The 18275-nt window shown below is 66.7% G+C and carries 16 protein-coding genes; 10 read left to right on the top strand and 6 right to left on the bottom strand.

All coding sequences use genetic code 11. From position 1 onward, the window contains the following. Positions 1 to 249: 249 nt before the first annotated feature. A complete protein-coding gene (locus tag BLQ85_RS20175) occupies positions 250 to 1731 on the top strand; it encodes an aldehyde dehydrogenase family protein (protein ID WP_074579699.1) in 1482 nt (493 codons plus the stop codon). 15 nt (positions 1732 to 1746) lie between these two features. Further along, on the top strand, positions 1747 to 2730 hold the full coding sequence (locus BLQ85_RS20170) for a threonine/serine dehydratase (RefSeq protein ID WP_254806492.1): 984 nt from the start codon (positions 1747 to 1749) through the stop codon (positions 2728 to 2730). A 100-nt stretch (positions 2731 to 2830) separates the two neighbouring features. Here BLQ85_RS20170 and BLQ85_RS20165 read toward each other — a convergent pair whose 3' ends face one another. After that, positions 2831 to 3823 carry an ornithine cyclodeaminase family protein gene (locus BLQ85_RS20165; protein ID WP_074579760.1) on the bottom strand — a complete coding sequence of 331 codons (993 nt, stop codon included), beginning with the start codon at positions 3821 to 3823 and terminating at the stop codon, positions 2831 to 2833. Positions 3824 to 4155: 332 nt separating this feature from the next. Here BLQ85_RS20165 and BLQ85_RS20160 point away from each other — a divergent pair, with 332 nt between their 5' ends. The 5 genes from BLQ85_RS20160 (at position 4156) to BLQ85_RS20140 (ending at position 9231) form a co-directional block, all read left to right on the top strand. Then, positions 4156 to 5481, top strand: coding sequence for an NAD(P)/FAD-dependent oxidoreductase (locus tag BLQ85_RS20160; protein ID WP_139201073.1), 1326 nt, complete (start codon positions 4156 to 4158; stop codon positions 5479 to 5481). 159 nt (positions 5482 to 5640) lie between these two features. Then, positions 5641 to 6306 carry a haloacid dehalogenase type II gene (locus BLQ85_RS20155; protein ID WP_074579698.1) on the top strand — a complete coding sequence of 222 codons (666 nt, stop codon included), beginning with the start codon at positions 5641 to 5643 and terminating at the stop codon, positions 6304 to 6306. Then, positions 6303 to 7349, top strand: coding sequence for a phosphotransferase (locus BLQ85_RS20150; protein WP_074579696.1), 1047 nt, complete (start codon positions 6303 to 6305; stop codon positions 7347 to 7349). The genes BLQ85_RS20155 and BLQ85_RS20150 overlap by 4 nt, the downstream gene beginning before the upstream one ends. A gap of 5 nt (positions 7350 to 7354) precedes the next feature. Beyond that, a complete protein-coding gene (locus tag BLQ85_RS20145; protein WP_074579756.1) occupies positions 7355 to 8698 on the top strand; it encodes an aspartate aminotransferase family protein in 1344 nt (447 codons plus the stop codon). 32 nt (positions 8699 to 8730) lie between these two features. Next, a complete protein-coding gene (locus tag BLQ85_RS20140; RefSeq protein ID WP_074579694.1) occupies positions 8731 to 9231 on the top strand; it encodes an Lrp/AsnC family transcriptional regulator in 501 nt (166 codons plus the stop codon). 11 nt (positions 9232 to 9242) lie between these two features. Here the strand turns inward: BLQ85_RS20140 and BLQ85_RS20135 are convergent, their stop codons facing one another. From BLQ85_RS20135 to BLQ85_RS20115, 5 genes are read right to left on the bottom strand one after another with little or no spacing between them, the layout of a single operon-like run. Then, on the bottom strand, positions 9243 to 10418 hold the full coding sequence (locus BLQ85_RS20135; RefSeq protein ID WP_074579692.1) for an MFS transporter: 1176 nt from the start codon (positions 10416 to 10418) through the stop codon (positions 9243 to 9245). 44 nt (positions 10419 to 10462) lie between these two features. After that, complete coding sequence (locus BLQ85_RS20130; RefSeq protein WP_074579691.1) at positions 10463 to 12094, bottom strand: ABC transporter substrate-binding protein; 1632 nt, start codon at positions 12092 to 12094, stop codon at positions 10463 to 10465. A 29-nt stretch (positions 12095 to 12123) separates the two neighbouring features. Beyond that, entirely contained in the window at positions 12124 to 13407 is a 1284-nt protein-coding gene (locus BLQ85_RS20125) for an NAD(P)/FAD-dependent oxidoreductase (protein ID WP_074579690.1), read from the bottom strand. Beyond that, positions 13404 to 13763, bottom strand: a complete 360-nt coding sequence (locus tag BLQ85_RS20120; RefSeq protein ID WP_074579689.1) for a cupin domain-containing protein — start codon at positions 13761 to 13763, stop codon at positions 13404 to 13406. Before BLQ85_RS20120 ends, BLQ85_RS20125 begins: the two co-directional genes overlap by 4 nt. 19 nt (positions 13764 to 13782) lie before the next feature. Beyond that, a complete protein-coding gene (locus tag BLQ85_RS20115) occupies positions 13783 to 14451 on the bottom strand; it encodes a haloacid dehalogenase type II (RefSeq protein WP_074579687.1) in 669 nt (222 codons plus the stop codon). A gap of 299 nt (positions 14452 to 14750) precedes the next feature. On the opposite strand from BLQ85_RS20115, the gene BLQ85_RS20110 reads away from it, so the two are divergent. From BLQ85_RS20110 to BLQ85_RS20100, 3 genes are all read left to right on the top strand, one after another. Then, positions 14751 to 15650 (top strand): GNAT family N-acetyltransferase, encoded by a 900-nt coding sequence (locus tag BLQ85_RS20110; RefSeq protein ID WP_074579686.1) that lies wholly within the window; start codon positions 14751 to 14753, stop codon positions 15648 to 15650. 156 nt (positions 15651 to 15806) lie between these two features. Then, positions 15807 to 16733, top strand: a complete 927-nt coding sequence (locus BLQ85_RS20105; protein WP_074579684.1) for a 2-hydroxyacid dehydrogenase — start codon at positions 15807 to 15809, stop codon at positions 16731 to 16733. 124 nt (positions 16734 to 16857) lie between these two features. Then, on the top strand, positions 16858 to 18258 hold the full coding sequence (locus BLQ85_RS20100) for an aspartate aminotransferase family protein (RefSeq protein WP_074579682.1): 1401 nt from the start codon (positions 16858 to 16860) through the stop codon (positions 18256 to 18258). Positions 18259 to 18275 lie beyond the last annotated feature (17 nt).

Below are 18275 nucleotides of genomic sequence, written 5' to 3'. Positions count from 1 at the left end.
CGGTGCGCCGCGGCGGCCGGAGCCGATGGACTTGGGACAAAAGCGCATGAAAACGTCCTCCTGCAAGGGTGGTGCAAAGCCTGGGCGACGTCGCCGGCGCCTTCCAATGAATGCTATTGAAGAGCCGCCGCAGATGCTGCGGTTGTGCGCCACTTGTGCACGGTTCATGCCGAATGCCCGCGCCTAAACGGCAGATCAATTCCGGGGCAGGGGCGTACCATGACTTCGATTCTTTTTGAGAGGGCAATCATGGGAAATGGCGATGCAACGCGCCTCGTAGAACAACTCACAAGCAGCGGCCTGCTGGATCGCCTTTACATAGGCGGTGAATGGGTGCTGCCCATGGGGCACGACCGAACCAGCGTCATCGACCCATCGACGGAGGACGCCATCGCGGAGATCGCCCTGGGCAATGCGCAGGATGTGGACGAGGCGGTGATCGCGGCGCGATCCGCCTTCAAAACCTGGTCCGTCAGTTCGCCGCAAAGCCGGGCTGCGCTTCTTGGCCGCGTGCACAGCCTGATTCTTGAGCGGGCAGAGCTGTTTGCCCAGGCGATCTCGCTGGAGATGGGCGCTGCGATCAGCACGGCGCGCAGCGCGCAGGTTCCCATGGCGGCAGAGCATATCCGCGTGGCCCGTGACAACGCGGGCAGCTACCCTTTTGTCATCCACCGCGAGGGCATGGCCCTGATGCGCGAGGCCATCGGCGTGTGCGGCCTGATCACCCCCTGGAACTGGCCGCTCTACCAGATCACCGCCAAGGTCGGCCCGGCGCTGGCGGCGGGCTGCACCATCGTGCTCAAGCCCAGCGAGCTGTCGCCCCTGAGCGCCCTGCTCTTCACCCAGGTTCTGCGCGACGCCGGCATCCCGCCGGGTGTGTTCAACCTGGTGAACGGCAGCGGACCGGAAGTCGGCGCCGCGCTGGCGGCACACCCCGACGTGGACATGATCTCAATCACCGGCTCGAACCGGGCCGGTGTCCTGGTGGCGCAGGCTGCAGCGCCCACGGTCAAGCGCGTGGCCCAGGAGCTGGGCGGCAAATCACCCAACCTCATCCTGCCCGATGCGGATCTCGCACGCGCCGTGCCGGCGGGCGTGGCGGCGGGCTTTCGCAACGTGGGCCAGTCCTGCAGCGCCCCGACGCGCATGATCGTGCCGCGCGAACGCCTCGCGGAAGTCGAGCGGATCGCCTGCGAAGCAGCAGCCGCACTCGTTGTGGGCGACCCGCGCTCGCCGCAGACCACGCACGGCCCCGTGGCCAACCGCGCGCAGTTCAAGCGCGTGCAGGAAATGATAGATGCCGGCATCACCGAGGGCGCGCGGCTCATTTGCGGCGGCCCCGGCCGGCCGCAGGGCCTGGAGCGCGGCTTCTACGCGCGCCCCACCATCTTTTCCAATGTGGGTCCGCAGATGCGCATCGCGCAGGAAGAGATCTTCGGGCCGGTGCTGGCCATCATTCCCTACGACAGCGTGGACGAAGCCGTGGAGATCGCCAACGACACCGTCTACGGCCTGGGCGCCCACGTGCAGGGCCGGGAGCTGGCCGCGGCGCGCGCGGTCGCGGCGCGGATTCGTTCCGGCCAGGTGCACATCAACAACCCGCCCTGGAACCCGCATGCCCCCTTCGGCGGCTACAAGCACTCGGGCAATGGGCGCGAGTATGGGGTCGAGGGGCTGCAGGAGTACCTGGAGACCAAGTCCATCCTCGGTTGGCAGGGCGAGCCCGGCTGACAACAATATTCGAAAGTGAAAAGCAAGATGCGCAACTACCCGACCCTCCAGGACATCCGGGAAGCCCGGGAACGGCTGAAGCCGCACATCCGGCATACACCGTTGTTGCGGGCAGAGAAGATCGAGCCGGCCCTTGGCTGCCAGCTTTATCTCAAGCCTGAAACCCTGCAGATCACGGGCGCCTTCAAGATTCGGGGCGCCCTGAACAAGGCGCTGTCGCTGCCAAGAGAGGCGATCGCCAACGGCCTCATTGCGACTTCTTCGGGCAACCATGCCCAGGGCATCGCCTATGCCGCCAGGATGCTGGGCGTCAAGGCGACCATCGTCGTCCCGGTGACGACACCCAGGATCAAGATCGAGAACACCCAGGCCCTGGGAGCGGAGGTCATTCTTTTCGACGGCGACACGGCCGCCCGCTGGAAAAGGGTGTGCGAGATCGCCGAAGAGAACCAGTACGCGGCGATTCACGGCTTTGAGGACCCGATGGTCATGGCCGGCCAGGGAACCATAGGCTGCGAGATCCTGGAGGACCTGGAAGATGTTGACACCGTCATCGTTCCCCTGGGCGGCGGCGGCCTGCTGTCGGGAATCGCCACCGCCATCAAGGAAACCAAGCCGTCGGTGCGTGTCATAGGCGCGGAACCCGCCTTGACGCCCAAGTACTACCAAAGCCGGATCAACAAGCAACGCACCTCGCTTCCGCTAAAGAACACCATCGCCGATGGGGTGCGCATCAGCGTTCCGGGCCAGAACCCGTTTCCCATCATCGAAAAGTACGTGGACGAAATCGTCCTCGTGGAAGACGAGCACATCATCGCGGGCATGCGTGTGCTGGCCAGGGATGCCAAGCTGATCGCCGAGCCCGCTGCTTCCATCGGCATCGCGGCCTTGCTGGCCGGCGCTGTCAAGGTCAGGCCCGATGAGAAGGTCTGCGCGGTCTTGAGCGGCGGGAACTGGAACCTGTCCGACCTGGCCGAGATCTACAAAGACGCTGAATAAGCGCAGTTCGAGCAAACACTCGGAGCAAGCACCCGGAGCAAACATTTGGAGCAATAAAAAAAAGCCGCTGAGCGGTTTTTTTTATGGCTCCGGTGAAACCTTATTCGAGGAAATCGAAGAAGGCGCCGACCTTGTTCTCGATGGCGTTGCGGTAAATCTTCGCCGCCGTCGTGTTGTCCTGGATGGCCATGCCGGTGGCGTCGAAGATGGTGACTTCCTCGTCGTTCTTCCGCCCCGGCTTCCTGCCCAGCAGGATCTCGCCGATTTCCGCATGGATGTCGCCCCGGGCCATGATCTTCGCGTTGATGGGATGCTGTGTTTCGCCTTTTTCGACGCATTGCGCGATGGAGTCGACGACGACTTTCGCGCCCCGGAAAATCTGCGGATCCAGTTCCTGCTTGCCTGGCGCATCCGCACCGATCGCGACGATGTGCGTGCCGGGCTTGATCCACGGGGCCTCCACCAGCGAGCCTTTCCCGCGGGTAGTGGTGATCAGGATGTCGGCGTTTTCTACGGCCTCCTTCTTGGAGTTGGCCGTGAGCACGGGAATGCCGAACTCGCTCTCCATGTCCGCCTTGTACCTGGCCAGCGTCTCGGGATGGTGATCCCAGGCATGGATTTCTTCGATCTTCATCACCTCCCTGATGGCCCGTATCTGCATCCTGGCCTGGTTGCCGGTGCCTATCGAGGTGATCCTGCTCGCGTTCTTTCTTGCGAGCGCCTTGACCGAGACGGCGCCGCACGCGCCGGTCCTGAGGCCTGTGAGCAGGCTGCCGTCCATCACGCAGACCAGGGCGCCGCTCATGCCGTCGAACAGCAGCACGGTCCCCATGCCGTTGGGCACCCCGTACTGTTCCGGGTTGCCGGTAAACCCGCCCGAGGACGCCTTCATGGAGATCATTTCGTTGCCCTGGTTGTAGCCCAGCTTGAAGTCAATCTCCCCGCGATGGGATGGCAGGTCGATGCCGATGTAGGGGGGTTGTATCACCTGGCCGCTGTTGAAGGCCTTGTAGGCCTCTTCCACCGTGCCTATGACTTCCTTCATGCGGATCAATCCGCGGACTTCCTCTTTCTTGAGCAGCAGTGTTTTCACGGTGATGTTTCTCCATTCCTGTGTGGACAAGTACAACACGAAGGGCTTGCACAAAATCCTGTTTTCACACGGCCGCCGCACAGAAACCCCGGTATTCAGGGCGCCGCGCGGCACAGGCAGCCGGCCGGGCCAGCCGGGCTTTGCCGGGCTGCAGCATGGCGCGGCGGCCCTGGAGCAGAATCTCCTTCCCATCCACCGAGAACAGCATTGTTCGTTGCAAGAAGGCCGCAATCCGGCAGCACCGGTTGCCCGCCAGCACCTACCATGGCAGCATGAACCCGCCGCTGACCATGCACCGCGCCCAGGGCGCCGCAACCACAATGCCACCTACCCTGCCGCAACCGCTGCGCCTCCTGGAGACTTCGCCCACCCCACCGGCCAGCGCCGACGTCGTCGTGATAGGCGGCGGCATCATCGGTGTGTTTACCGCCTACTACCTGGCCAAACGCGGGCTTTCGGTCGCCCTGATCGAAAAAGGCCGCATAGGCGCCGAGCAATCGAGCCGCAACTGGGGCTGGTGCCGCCAGCAGAACCGCGACGCGCGCGAGCTGCCCATGGCCACCCGCAGCCTGGAGCTCTGGGACCAGTTTGCCGCCGACAGCGGCGAAGACACGGGGTTCAAGCGCTGCGGCCTGCTCTACCTCAGCGATGACGAGGCCCAGATTGCGGGCTGGGCCAAGTGGCGCGAATTCGCGATCACCGCCGGCGTGACCACCCACATGCTCAGCGGCAGCGAAGCCTCCGAACGCGGGCGAGCCACCGGCCGCGCGTGGAAGGGCGGCGTGTTCTCGCCCAGCGACGGCACGGCCGACCCGGCCAAGGCAGCGCCGGCTGTTGCGGCCGCGCTCATCAAGCTGGGCGGCACGGTCCACCAGAACTGCGCCGCGCGCGGCATCGAGATGGAGGGCGGCCGCCTCAGCGGCGTCGTCACCGAAGCCGGGACCATCAAGACCCGCGCCGCCGTTCTCGCGGGCGGTGCGTGGGCATCGTCCTTCTGCAACCAGCTTGACGTGCGGTTTCCGCTGGCCACGATACGCCAGTCCATCGTGCGTGTGGCTCCGCTGGCGCAGCAACTGCCGGCCGCGCTGGCCGGCCCCAACGTCGCCGTCACCCGGCGCCCCGACGGCCATTACGTGCTGGCCATCAGCGGCCGCGGGCGCGCCGACCCCACACCGCAGCTGCTGCGCTTCGCGCCGCAGTTCATCCCCATGTTCGCCAAGCGCTGGCGCAATGTATTTCCCGGCGGCCTGGAAGGCATGCGCTGGGGCCACGAAACCCGCGCACGCTGGAAGCTGGACGCGCCCACGCCCATGGAGCGGGCGCGCATCCTCAATCCCACGCCCGACCCTGCCGGCGTGCGCGAAACCCACCGCCGTGCCATCAAGCTCTTGCCCGCGCTGCGCGAAGCCCGCATCGCCAACACCTGGGCCGGCTATATCGACAGCACGCCCGATGGCGTGCCCGGTATCGGCGAACTACCGCAAGTGCCCGGGCTGATCCTGGCCGCGGGTTTTTCGGGGCACGGTTTCGGCATAGGCCCCGGCGCGGGCCACCTGATCGCCGACATCGTGTCCGGGGCCACACCGATCTTCGATCCCAAGCCTTTCGACCCGGCCCGGTTCAACGCGTCGGCCTGGGGCAAAGTGGCTGATTTCTAAGGGGCGCGCCGCCGACGCGGCGGCTGACAACCAGGGCCATGCAAAGTTCTGGCAAGCGCCCGGATTGAAACGGATTCCACTTGCGCCGCCTGTGAATGCGGCATTTCAAAAGGCGGCGAATTCATAGACTTGTATCCACCTCAACAGCGTGGATCTTCTATGACATTCAAACCCAAATTCATCAGCTTCGACTGTTACGGCACGCTCATCAACTTCGAGATGGGCCCCACCGCCAAGCGCCTGTTCAAGGACCGCGTGCCGGCCGGCCGGATGCCTGCCTTCCTGGACAGCTTTCGGGCCTATCGCCTCGACGAAGTCCTGGGCGAGTGGAAGCCCTTCTTCAACGTGGTGGAGAACTCGATCCAACGGGCATGCAAGGCGCACGGCGTCGACTACCAAGCGTCGGACGCCGTGGCGCTGTACGACGCGATTCCGAGCTGGCAACCGCATCCCAATGTTGTCGAGGTGCTGGAGGCGATCGCGCCGCACGTTCCCCTGGTGATCCTGTCGAATTCGATGGTCGACCTGATCCCGGCCAGCGTTGCCCACCTCAAGGCGAAGTTCCATGCGGTCTACACCGCCGAGGAAGCGCGCGCCTACAAGCCGCGCTTCCAGACCTTTGAATACATGTTCGACCAGCTCGGCTGCGCGCCCGACCAGATGATGCATGTCTCGTCGAGCTTTCGCTACGACCTGATGACAGCGTCAGACCTGGGCTTCATGGCCAAGGCCTTTATTGATCGCGGCCACGAGCCGACATCTGAAAACTTCGGCGTCAGCAGGCTGACCGACGTCCGCCAGCTTCCCGGTCTGCTCGGCCTATGACCCAGTTGAGCACCACCGCGCCCGACCTCGCCCCCGCGGCGGTGGAGGCGCTGGTCCGCCACCTCTACGGCATCGAGGGCCGCGCCCAGCCGCTGGCGGGCGAGCGCGACCAGAACTGCCTGGTGGAGGCGTCGGACGGCCGCCGCTACGTCTTCAAGATCAGCAACCCCTCCGAGCCGCCCGCGGTGGTCGACTTCCAGATCGCGGCGCTCGACCACATTGCCCGCGCCGCGCCCGAGCAGCCGGTGCCCCGCGTCGTGCGGACACTGCAAGGACACACGCATGACACCATCAAGCTCACCGAGGGTGTTCAGACACGCGTGCGCATGCTGAGCTACCTGGACGGCATCCAGATCCGCGAGACTGAACGCACCGCCGCGCAGCGGCGCGCCATGGGCGCCGGGCTCGCCGGCCTGAACCGCGCGCTGAACGGCTTTGCGCATCCGGGCGCGGCGCATGACCTGCTGTGGAACGTCGCCACGGCGCATCGGCTGACCGAACAGCTGGGCAGCCTCGTGGACGGCAAGCGCCGCGCGCTGGCCCAGGCCTTCATGACGCGCTTCACGACGCACGTGCTGCCGCGCCTGCCATCGCTGCGGTCCCAGGTGATCCACAACGACTACCACCTCTATAACGTGCTGGTCGCCCCCGACGACCCGGCGCGCATCGTGGGCATCATCGACTTCGGCGACATGGTGCATGCGCCGCTGGTCGGCGAGGTGGCGACTGCCGCCGCCTTCCACATGGCCGGCTGCCCCGACCCTTTCGAGGGGCCAGCCCAGTTCGTGGCTGCCTATCACGCGGTATTGCCGCTGACCGGCGCCGAACAAGAGGTCGTCGCCGATCTCCTGGCCACACGCCACCTCATCACGGCGTTGATTTCGGAGTGGCGCGCCGCGCGCTACCCCGAGAACCGCGCCTACATCATGCGACACAACCCCGCGGCGTGGGAAGGCCTGTCCCAGATGGCCGATCTTTCCCGCGACACCGCACGCGACCGGCTGCTGGCCGGCGTACACCTACCCACAGGAGCCACTCCATGAAAAGCATGAAAAGCACAATAGACCTCAACATGGTCAATGCCTATGTCCCCGGCCGCGCCGACGTGGGCCCGGCCACCGCGCAGATGATCGCGCGACGCGACGCCCTGCTCGGCCCGGCCTACCGCCTGATGTATGAACGGCCGCTGCACATCGTCAAGGGCGAAGGCGCCTGGCTGATCGACCCCGAGGGGCGCCGCTACCTCGACGCCTACAACAACGTGACCTCGCTCGGGCATTGCCACCCGGCGGTGACCGAGGCGATCTGCCGGCAGGTGCAGACGCTGGCGACCAACACGCGCTACCTGCACGACACGATCCTCGAACTGGCCGAACGCCTGCTTGCGAGCGTGCCCGGGACCGACCTGGCCCACCTGATGCTGACCTGCACCGGCAGCGAGGCCAACGACCTCGCCTATCGCATCGCCAAGGTGCACACCGGCGGCACCGGCATGATCGTGACCGACACCGCGTACCACGGCATCACCGACGCCGTGTCGAAGTTCTCGCCCTCGCTGGGCGTGAGCGTCGATCTCGGCGCGCATGTGCGCCTGGTGCCGGCGCCGCGCCTGTACCACGCCGGGGGCGCCGACCTGTCCGAACGCTTCACCCGCGACGTCGAGGCGGCCATCGCCGACCTGCGGCGCCATGGCATCAAGCCGGCCGCGCTGATTGTCGATTCGCTGTTCACCAGCGACGGCATCCTTCCCGGGCCGGCGGGCTTCCTGAAGGGCGCGGTCGGCGCGATCAAGCGGGCGGGCGGCCTCTTCATTGCCGACGAAGTGCAACCCGGCTTCGGCCGGACCGGCGAACATCTTTGGGGTTTCCAGCGCCATGGCCTGCAGCCCGACATCGTCACCATGGGCAAACCGATGGGCAACGGCCAGCCGATCGCGGGACTGCTGGCGACCGCCGACGTCCTGGCGGAATTCGGCAAGCATTCGCGCTACTTCAACACTTTCGCGGGCAACACCGTCTCCTGTGCGGCGGCGCTGGCGGTGTTGGACACGATAGAGCGAGACGGGCTGGTGGAGCACGCCGCCAAGGTGGGGAAGATTCTTCACGACGGCATCGCCGCCCTGGCAGCCCGCCACGAAGCCATCGGTGACGTGCGCGGGGCGGGCCTGTTTGTCGGGGTCGAACTCGTCTCCGACCGGGCATCGCGCGCGCCGGACCGCAGCCTGACGAGCCAGGTGGTCAACCGGATGCGCGACAAGGGCGTGCTGATCAGCGCCTGCGCGATGGGGCACAACGTGCTCAAGATCCGCCCTCCCCTGGTGCTGTCGGCGGACCAGGCCGGCCTCGTCATCCAGGCGCTCGACGAATCCCTGACTGAAGCACGAATGGCCTAGCCGCAATCGGCATCCGGCGCTACCATCCGGCCATGACCCCAGCAGCGTCCCTCGACCGCTTCGACCTCAAAATCCTCGCGCACCTTGAGCGCGAGGGGCGCTGCTCGAATGTCGAGTTGGCCGACGCCGTCGGCCTGAGCCAGAGCCCGTGCCTGGTGCGGACAAAACGACTGCAGGAAATCGGCGTGATTCGCGGCTATGGCGCCGACATCGCGCTGGAGAAGCTGGGCAATTGTGTGCTCGTTTTCTCCGAGGTGACGATCAGCAGCCACCGGCCTCCCGACTTCCGCAAGTTCGAGCAGGCCGTGGACCGGCACAGTGAAATCGTGGAGTGGTACAACGTCAGCGGCGGTTACGACTACCTGCTCAAAATCGTGGCGCCCAACGTGGCCCACTTCCAGGCGCTGATGGAGCGCCTGCTGCAGGACGATATCGGAATCGGAAAGTTCACCAGCCGTATCGTCCTGCGGCAGTCATCGCGCAAGCGCACGCATCCGCTCAATCTCATCGCAGCGCAGCTGGAGAAAGGCTGACGCGGCGATCCTCAAGCCTGCGGCCTGAACCCGGCCGCCAGCCGGGCACCCGCGCCGACCATCACCCCCGCGGCCCAGAAGACGCCCGCCGCCCCGATCAGCGAACCGGCCAAGCCCGACACCATGGGAATCCCCACGCTCGACATGTTGATCACAATCACCCGTACCGCGACCGCTTCACCGTAACGGTGCTCGGGCGCCAGTTGGTGCAGCAGGCTCATCACCATGGGCAGCGTGCTGCCCAGGCTGAAACCCAGCAGCGCCGAGCACACGCCCATGGCGAGCGGCGCCTGCATCAGCGGATACACCCCGAACAGGACGGCCGTGGCAAGCATCGCGCCGAACAGGATCACCCATTCGCGCAGTTGCGCCGCCACCAGCGGCGTCAGCAGGCGCACGGCCGCCGCGGCGATGCCGAAGGCGCCCAGGATGCTGCCGATGACGGACGCCGGCAAGCCCCGTTCGTGCCCCAGCACCGGCACCACGAAGGTATGAACATCCCAGCACGCCGACAGCAGGCCCGTGACGATGAGCAGCCTGCGCAGGCCCGGCTCACGCAACAGGTCCCAGGCGCCGGCGCTGCGGCCGGTGCCGCCAGGCGCGGCAGGCACGGGGTCGGCCGCGCCTCGCAGCGACAGCCAGCCGATCAGCGGCAGCGCGGCCATGGCCAGGAAGGCCGCACGGAAGCCGGCGCTGTCGATCACCACGCCGGCCAGGACCGGGCCCAGGAAATTGGACAAGGCCAGGCCGATCGCCAGCCACGAAAACGCCTGCCTCAGTGCGGCCGGCTCGCTCGCAACACGCGCCATGTGGCGCTGCATCGCAATGATCGCGACTCCGCCCGCACCGCCGGTGAGGAAGGCGCCCACACACAGCACGGGGAACACCGGCCACGCCGCCGCCAGCCCGCCGCCCGCCACGGCCACCACCACCGCGGCCGCAATCGGCCGCTTCAGCCCATGGCGCTCGCAGTAGCGGCCCGCGGGCAGCGCAAGAAAGACCTGGGCCAGTGCGAAGAGGGCGATCAGCAAGCCCACGGCCGCCTCGCCATGGCCCAGGCGCAGCGCCTGCAGCGGCGCGGCCATGCGGGTGCCTGTGAAACAGGCGTTGAGGAAGAGCTGCGCCAGCATCAGCCGGGCCAGCTCGCCGCCTGGTCCCCGCAGCCGGGGTCGCGAGGACTCAGGCATCAGATGGCAAGGTTGTGAGCGCAGCCGTCAGGCCAGGCTGTTGGTCACGCGTCGAGCCAGACGTTCTCGGCAAAGTTGTAGCCCATCAGGCCGCCCAGGGGGATCGGCGACAGGCCCTTGAGCTTTTTGTTGTGCCCGTCAATGCTGGACATGAAGAGGGGAATGCCGATGCCGCTGTCTTCGTGGATCATGACCTGCATGTCGGCATACATGTTGGCGCGCTTGGCCTGGTCGGGTTGCGCGCGCGCGGCCAGCAGCAGCTGGTCAAATTTGGGGTTTTTCCAGGCAGACTCGTTGGTCGGCGCATCAGATTTGAAGAATTGCGTGAACATCAAATCGGCCGACGGCCGCGCGTTGATGTTGCCAAAGCCCACGGGGTGCTTCATCCAGTGCTGCGACCAGTAGCCGTCGGCCGGCATAGGGCGCACTTCCAGGTTAAGCCCGATCTGGCCCGCCGCCTGCTGCATCACCAGCGCCATCTCCGCCGAATTGGAGGCTGCGGGCGACACCACCACCGGGATGGCCGCGCTGCCGAGATTAGCCTTCTGCACATGCCACTTGGCTTTTTCGGGGTCGTAGGCCCGCTGCTTGAGCCCCTTGAAATAGAAACGGTCGCTAGGGTGTATGGGCTGGTCGTTGGCCACCTCGCCGTAACCCAGCAGGATGGACGTGAGCATCTGCTCGCGGTTGAACAAGTGCTTCATCGCCAGCACGAAGTCCGGGTTGGCGCCGGGCCCGCTGTCACGGCGCATGATGAGGTCGGTGTACAGGCCCGCCTTGGTCTCGAAGATGGCGTGCTTTTTGCTGCTCTTGATGCGGTCCACCGAGTGCGGTTTGATCGCCATGGTCAGGTCGATCTCACCGGTCAGCAATGCGTTGACGCGCGCTGCCTCGTCACCTATACCTACGTACTCGATCTCGTCCAGATAAGGGCGGTTGGGCTTCCAGTAGTTGTCGTTGCGCACCGCCAGCGAGCGCACGCCCGGCTTGAAGTCCTTGAGCTTGTAGGGGCCTGTGCCCACGCCCGACATGTGCGCGTTCACGTCGCTGACGCCGTCGCGCAGGATGAGGAAACTCCAGGTGCCGAGGATCACGGGCAGGTCGGCATTGGGCGCCGCCAGGCGTATGGTCACTTCATGCGGTCCGGTGGCTTTGACCTCTTCGATCTGCTCGGCCAGCGCCTTGACCTTGGAGCCGGTCGCCGGGTTTTTGTGGCGCATGATGGAAAACACCACGTCGGCCGGCGTGAAGGGTTTTCCGTCATGAAAGGTCACCCCCTGGCGCAGCTTGAACACCCAGGTTTTGGCGTCCGTGGTGATGAATTCCTCAGCCAGCGCCGGCCGGGGTGTGAGGCTGCCATCCAGTGAGGTCAGCCCGTTGTAGAACATGCAACCACGGATGTAGTCGCTATGGTTGGAGAACTTGGCCGGGTCCAGCGTGTCGTTGAGTGAGGCAGCCGCGCCGGCCACCTTGATGCGCCCACCCTTGCGCGGCGCTGCCGCTTGCGCCGCAACCACCGCGGAGGCCAGGCCGCCCGCCAATGTGGCCTGCATGCCGCCGGCCATCAGCATGGCCAGCACGTCGCGCCGGCTGGCGCCGCCCTGCAGTTGGCCCATGATGCGGCGGCTTTCTTCCGGCCCGATCAGGCTGCTGCCTGTCAGCTGTTGTTCTGTCATTGTTATGTCTCCTCGGGGGTGGGGCCTTTTCAGGCGAACTTGTTTTTGATCGTGTAGTACAGCCCCACGGCGGGCAGGAACCAGGGGGTGCCGAAATGGCCCGGGATGGCGGGCCAGGGGTTGTCGCGCCAGGGGTTGGCCGCCAGGTCGCCGGCCATCACGCGGGCCATGCACTCGCCCATGTGCACCGACATCTGCGTGCCATGGCCGCTGTAGCCCATGGAGTAATAGAGGCCCTCGGTTTCACCGGCGTGGGGCAGGCGGTCCTGCGTCATGTCGACAATGCCGCCCCAGCAGTAGGCGATGCGCACGTCGCGCAGTTGCGGGAACATCGCCACCATCTGCTCGCGCAGCACCTGGCCGCTCTTGGCGTCGGAGCGCGGGCTGGACAGCGCAAAGCGCGCGCGCCCGCCGAACACCAGGCGGTTGTCCGGCGTGAGGCGAAAGTAGTTGTGCAGCGTGTCGGTAGTGGTGTAGGTGCGGCGCTGCGGTAATAGCGCTTTCACCATGGCGGGATCGAGCTGCTCGGTCACGATGATGAAGCTGCCGATGGGCACAATGCGGCGCCGCCAGTAAGAGAAGCTGGAGAACGCGCCATGGCGCGTGGCGCCGGTGGCCACCAGCACCTGGTCGGCGTCCACGGTGCCGCGCGGCGTGTGCACGCGGTAGGCATGGCCGTGCAGGCGCTGCAGCTTTTGCACCGGCGCGTGGTCATAGATCAGCGCGCCGCGCCGGGCTGCTGCTTCCGCCAGGCCCCGGCCGAACTGGCCCATATGCATCTGCGCGCTTTTCTTGAACAGCAGGCCGCCGGCGAACCGGTCGCAAGCGACCTCTTCGTGGATGCGCTGCGGCGGCACCAGTTCGACCTCGGAATCCGCTTCGCGGCGCAGGCGCTCGAAGCCGCGCGCCAGCGCCTCGTAATGGGCAGGCCGCCCGGCGATCTTGAGCTTGCCGCGGCGGTGAAAATCGCAGGCAATCTCCTCTTCGCGCACGATGCGCTCCACGGTGTCCACCGCGTCGTCGTAGGCACGGTACCAGGCGGCGGCGCGTTCGACGCCGACGCGCGCGGCGACGGTGGCATAGTCCACGGCCAGGCCGTTGTTCACATGGCCGCCGTTGCGGCCCGAGGCCTCCGCGGCTACCACCGATGCCTCCAGCACCACCACGCGGGCGCCGCGCATGGCCAGCCTGCGGGCCGCCGACAGGCCGGTGAAGCCGCCGCCCACAACCACCACGTCGGCCTTGGCGGGCAGCTCGTCACTGCGGCCCTCGAAGGGCGCGGTGGTATCGGTCCAGAAGGATTCGAGCTTCATGCGCTGCCGTAAATGGTCCAGATTTTGCGCGTGGTCTCGATGCAACGCCACACGCCGACCCAGTCCGGTTTCATCACGAAGGCGTCACCGGCCTGCACGCGGTACGTTTTGCCGCCGTCCTCGACCAGCTCCGAGACGCCCGACAGGATGTAGCAGAACTCCCAGACGCCGCCCTTGATGGAGCGCAGCGTTCCGGGCGTGGTCTGCCACACGCCGGTGCGCAGCTTGCCGTCGGGCGACTGGTCCACGTCCCAGTTGGTGAAGCGCGGGTCACCCGCCAAAAGCTTCTCGGGCACCGGCAGGCTCTCGCGGCCCTCGCCCAGGTCATCCAGCTTGAAGAAAGTCAGGTTGCTCACGGTGTCTTTTCCTTTCAGGTCACAGGCCGACCAGCGCGGGCAGGCCGTTGATGTCGCGGATCTCGGCGTGGCTGTAGAGCTCGCTGGGCTTGGGTTCGTGGCCGCGGTTGACGAAGACCTTGTTCTTGATGCCCAGGTCATGGGCGGGCATCAGGTCGTAGCGCGGGCTGGAGGACACGTGCAGGATGTCGTCGGGCGAGCAGCCCAGCTGGTCGAGCATGTACTCGAAGGCTTTCAGGCGCGGCTTGTAGGCGCCGGCATCCTGGGCGGTGTACACCTTGTGAAAGGGCGCCTCGAGCTTGCGCACGTTGGAATGGATCTGCTCGTTCATCGCGTTGGACAGGATCACCAGCGGGATCTTCTGGCCCACGCGCGTGAGCGAGAAAGGCACGTCGGTGTGCGGGCCCCAGGTGGGCACGGCGTCGTAGAACTTCTGGCCGTCTTCGTCGCGGTAGGGAACGCCGTGGCGCTTGCACACGCGCTGCCAGGCAGACTTGAGCACCTGGTCGTAAGGCTTCCAGTCGCCCATCACCTCGTCGAGCCGGTAAGCGCTGAAGTCCTTGATGAATTGCTGCATGCGCTCGGCGGGCAACTGGTCGCCGACGATGCCGTGGGCCACTTCGTGCATGCGAAAGTAGGTGAGCGTGCCGTAGCAGTCGAAAGTGATGTACTTGGGCCGGAAGATCATGGTTTGCCTCGTGGGTGGTGTGGTGACGTGATGAAAGTGGTGGTTCAATCGATTCAATCGCTTCAATACAGGAAGCAATCGTAGGCAGCCTTCGCCGCAGTTGTTGCGGTTCTGCGCGGTACGCGCAAAGTATTCATCCGGACTGCGGCGGGCACGAGGCGCTTTGTGCCGTTCTGCGGGCGGCGGCGGCGGGCGCCAAGATCGTACAAGCCTCAAATCACCCCGCCAAGCATCATCACCCCCAAACCGCGATCGATGTATCGATGTATTGACGAGCGGAAGTTTTGAAGGAAAGCCCTATGTCCGACCACATATTTGATCCACAGGCCGCACTTGCGGCGGTGGGCCGCGCCCTGCCCGACGGGGTGTCGTTACGGCGCCTGACGACGAATGACCTTGAAGCCGCGCAGGCGCTGTCGCGCGAGTTCCAGTGGCCGCACCGGCTGGAAGACTGGCAGTTCGCCGTAGCGCACGGCCAGGGCGTGGCCGCGGTGCGCGACGGTGAACTGGTGGGCACGGCTGTGCACTGGCAGTGGGGCAAACAGCACGCGACGGTGGGCCTGGTGGTGGTGGCGCCGCGCATGCAGGGGCAGCGCGTGGGCCAGCACCTCATGCACGCGGTGATGGCCGGGCTGGACGGGCGCACCGTGCTGTTGCACGCCACGCCCGAAGGCCGCGGCCTGTACGAACGCATGGGCTTTGCGATCACGGGCGAGGTCCGGCAGCACCAGGGCCTGGCGGCCCCGGCCCAGCTGGTAGCCCTGCCGCAAGGCATGCGGCTGCGCCCGCTGGGCCGCAACGACGCGAAGACACTGGCCGCGCTCGATGCGCGAAGCGCCGGCATGCCGCGTGAGGCGATGCTGCGCAAACTGCTGGCCGACGGCGAGGCGGTGGTGCTGGCAAGCGGGGGCGAAGCGGTCGGCTTTTCCGTCGTGCGGCGCTTCGGGCGCGGCCACGCCATCGGCCCCGTGGTGGCACCCGATCTTGCGGGGGCGCAGGCACTCATAGGCCACTGGTGCAGCCACTATGCCGGCCGGTTCCTGCGCATCGACGTCGACGCCGCCAGCGGGCTGCCTGAATGGCTGGAGGCACAGGGCCTGCCTCGCGTGGACACGGTCACGACCATGGTGCGCGGCGGGCCGCTGGAGCGTGGGCCGGCCGTGGGCGGCTGGGCGCTGGTCAGTCAAGCCATGGGCTAGGAATGGCCCACCCCCGTTCAGGCTCACTTCGTGTAGCCTGCTCCCCCCTCAGGGGACGCCCCCTGCGGCCCGGCAAAGCCGGTTCCGCGCGGGCACTTGTATTGAACATTGGCTCTCACGCGTCGCGAACCGTGCGCGGCATCATGGAAAACTGACATGGCTTTTTTATATAAAGGCCCCGCGCAGCGCGGGGCGGTGTGGGCCGGGCAGTTCGCCCGCAAAATGCCGCAGCTGCCGTTCTGGACCTGGCCGGAAATCGAAGACCCGGCGCAGGTGCGTTTTCTCGCGGCCTGGGAGCCCCCGCCGCGCATCGCCGAAACCCTTCCCAAGCTGGAGATCCTGTTCTCCGTAGGGGCCGGCGTGGACCAGTTCGACTTCTCTGCATTGCCGCCCGGGCTGACCGTCGTGCGTATGGTGGAGCCGGGCCTGACGGCCTGCATGTGCGAATACATCAGCTGGGCCGTGCTGTCGCTGCACCGGGAGATGCCGCTGTACCTGCAACAGCAACGCAGCGGCCAATGGAAGGATCAACCCGTGCGGCCGGCCTCCACGCGGCGCGTGGGCGTGATGGGCATGGGCATGCTGGGGCGCGCGGCCCTGGCGCAGTTGCGGCTGCTCGGCTTTGACTGCGCGGGCTGGAACCGCTCGCGCCGCAATGAGCCGGGCGTGCGCTGCTACAGCGGCGAAGCGGAGCTGGGCGAGTTCCTGGCCCGCACCGACATCCTGGTGTGCCTGCTGCCGCTCACGCCCGAAACACGCGGCATCCTGGGCCGGCGCGTGTTCGACGCGTTGCCCGAAGGCGCTTGCCTGGTCAACGCCGCGCGCGGCGGCCACCTGGTGGAAGCGGAGCTGCTCACCGCGCTGGAAAGCGGGCGGCTCTCGGCCGCCGTCCTGGATGTCTGCGAGCCGGAACCGCCGGCGCAGGGCCATCCGTTCTGGACGCATCCGCGCATCTGGCTCACGCCCCACATCGCCAGCGCGACCCAGGCGGAGACCGCGGGCGAAGCGCTGCTGGACAACCTGCGGCGATACGCCTTCGGCCTGCCGCTTGAAGGCGTGGTGGACCGCTTGCGCGGGTACTAGGGCCTCCAGGGGCCCCAGGCCCGCAGAATCTTCTACCGTAGGCCCGCAAACAACAGCATGGTCGTGCGCGCGCAAGGGGACAAGCCGCAGCACCCGCTGCGCACTCGCGCCTAAGCTTGTGCCCATGATGTCCACCAAAACCCTTTCCCTCAATTCTTCGCTGGTGGCGCTCGACCGGGCGCACCTGATCCACCCCGTGGCCAACTGGCGCGGCCACGAGCAACGCGGCGCCACGGTGCTGCGCTCCGGCAAAGGCGCCTGGCTGCGCGACGCCGACGGCCGCGAACTGCTCGATGCCTTCGCGGGCCTGTGGTGCGTGAACATCGGCTACGGCCACGAAAGCGTGGTGGAAGCCGCCGCGCGCCAGATGCGCGAGCTGCCCTACGCGACGGCTTATTTCGGCTACGCGAGCGAGCCGGCCATACGCCTGGCCGCCAAGCTGGTGGAGATCGCGCCGCCCGGGCTGGAGCATGTGTACCTCACACTGGGCGGCTCCGAGGCCATTGATGCGGCGGTGCGCCTCATCGTGCAGTACTACAACGCCACCGGCCGGCCTCGCAAGAAGCACTTCATCGCGCTGGAACGCGGCTACCACGGCTCCTCCTCCACCGGCGCGGGCCTGACGGCATTGCCGGCCTTCCACCGGGGGTTCGACCTGCCGCGCCCTGAACAACATTACATCCCCTCGCCTTACCCCTACCGCAGCCCGGTGGGCAGTGATCCGCAGGCGGTGATCGCGGCTTCGGTGGCCGCGCTGCGCGAGAAGGTGAACACGCTGGGCGCGGAAAACGTCGCGGCCTTCTTCTGCGAACCTATCCAGGGCTCGGGCGGCGTGATCGTGCCGCCCGCGGGCTGGCTCAAGGCCATGCACCAGGCCTGCCGCGAGCTGGACATCCTGTTCGTGGCCGACGAGGTGATCACCGGCTTCGGCCGCACCGGCCCGATGTTCGCCTGCGAAGCCGAGGGCGTGTCGCCGGACCTGATGACGGTCGCCAAGGGGCTGACCTCCGGTTATGCGCCCATGGGCGCGCTGCTCATGTCCGGGCGCGTGTACGCCGGCATTGCCGACGGCACGCCGGCCGGCGCCCTGGTGGGCCACGGCGCCACCTATTCCGCGCACCCGGTGAGCGCCGCGGTGGCGCTGGAAGTCATACGGCTGTATGAAGAAGGCGGCATCCTCGCCAACGGCCAGCGCGTCGCGCCCCACTTCGAGGCCGGCTTGCGGTCCATGCTGCGCCATCCGCTGGTGGGCGACGCGCGCTCGCGCGGGCTGCTGGGCGCGCTCGAACTGGTGAGCGACAAATACACCAAGGCCGGCTTCGACCCCGCCCTGCAACTGCCCGACCGCATCGCGAAAGCGGCTTACGAGAACGGCCTCATCTTCCGCGCTTTCGGCGACAGCATCCTGGGTTTTGCGCCGGCCCTGTGCTTCACGCCCTCGGAGTTCGAGCAGATGTTCGAGCGGCTGAACCGCACGCTGGACAGCGTGCTCGAGCAGCCCGACGTGCGGCGCGCACTGGCTTGACCTGATTGACTTGGGCG

The sequence above is a fragment of the Polaromonas sp. JS666 genome (genome assembly GCF_900103405.1).
Taxonomy (GTDB): domain Bacteria; phylum Pseudomonadota; class Gammaproteobacteria; order Burkholderiales; family Burkholderiaceae_C; genus Polaromonas.
Note: the sequence above shows the minus strand (reverse complement) of the source record. Positions and strands in the feature narration are given on the sequence as shown.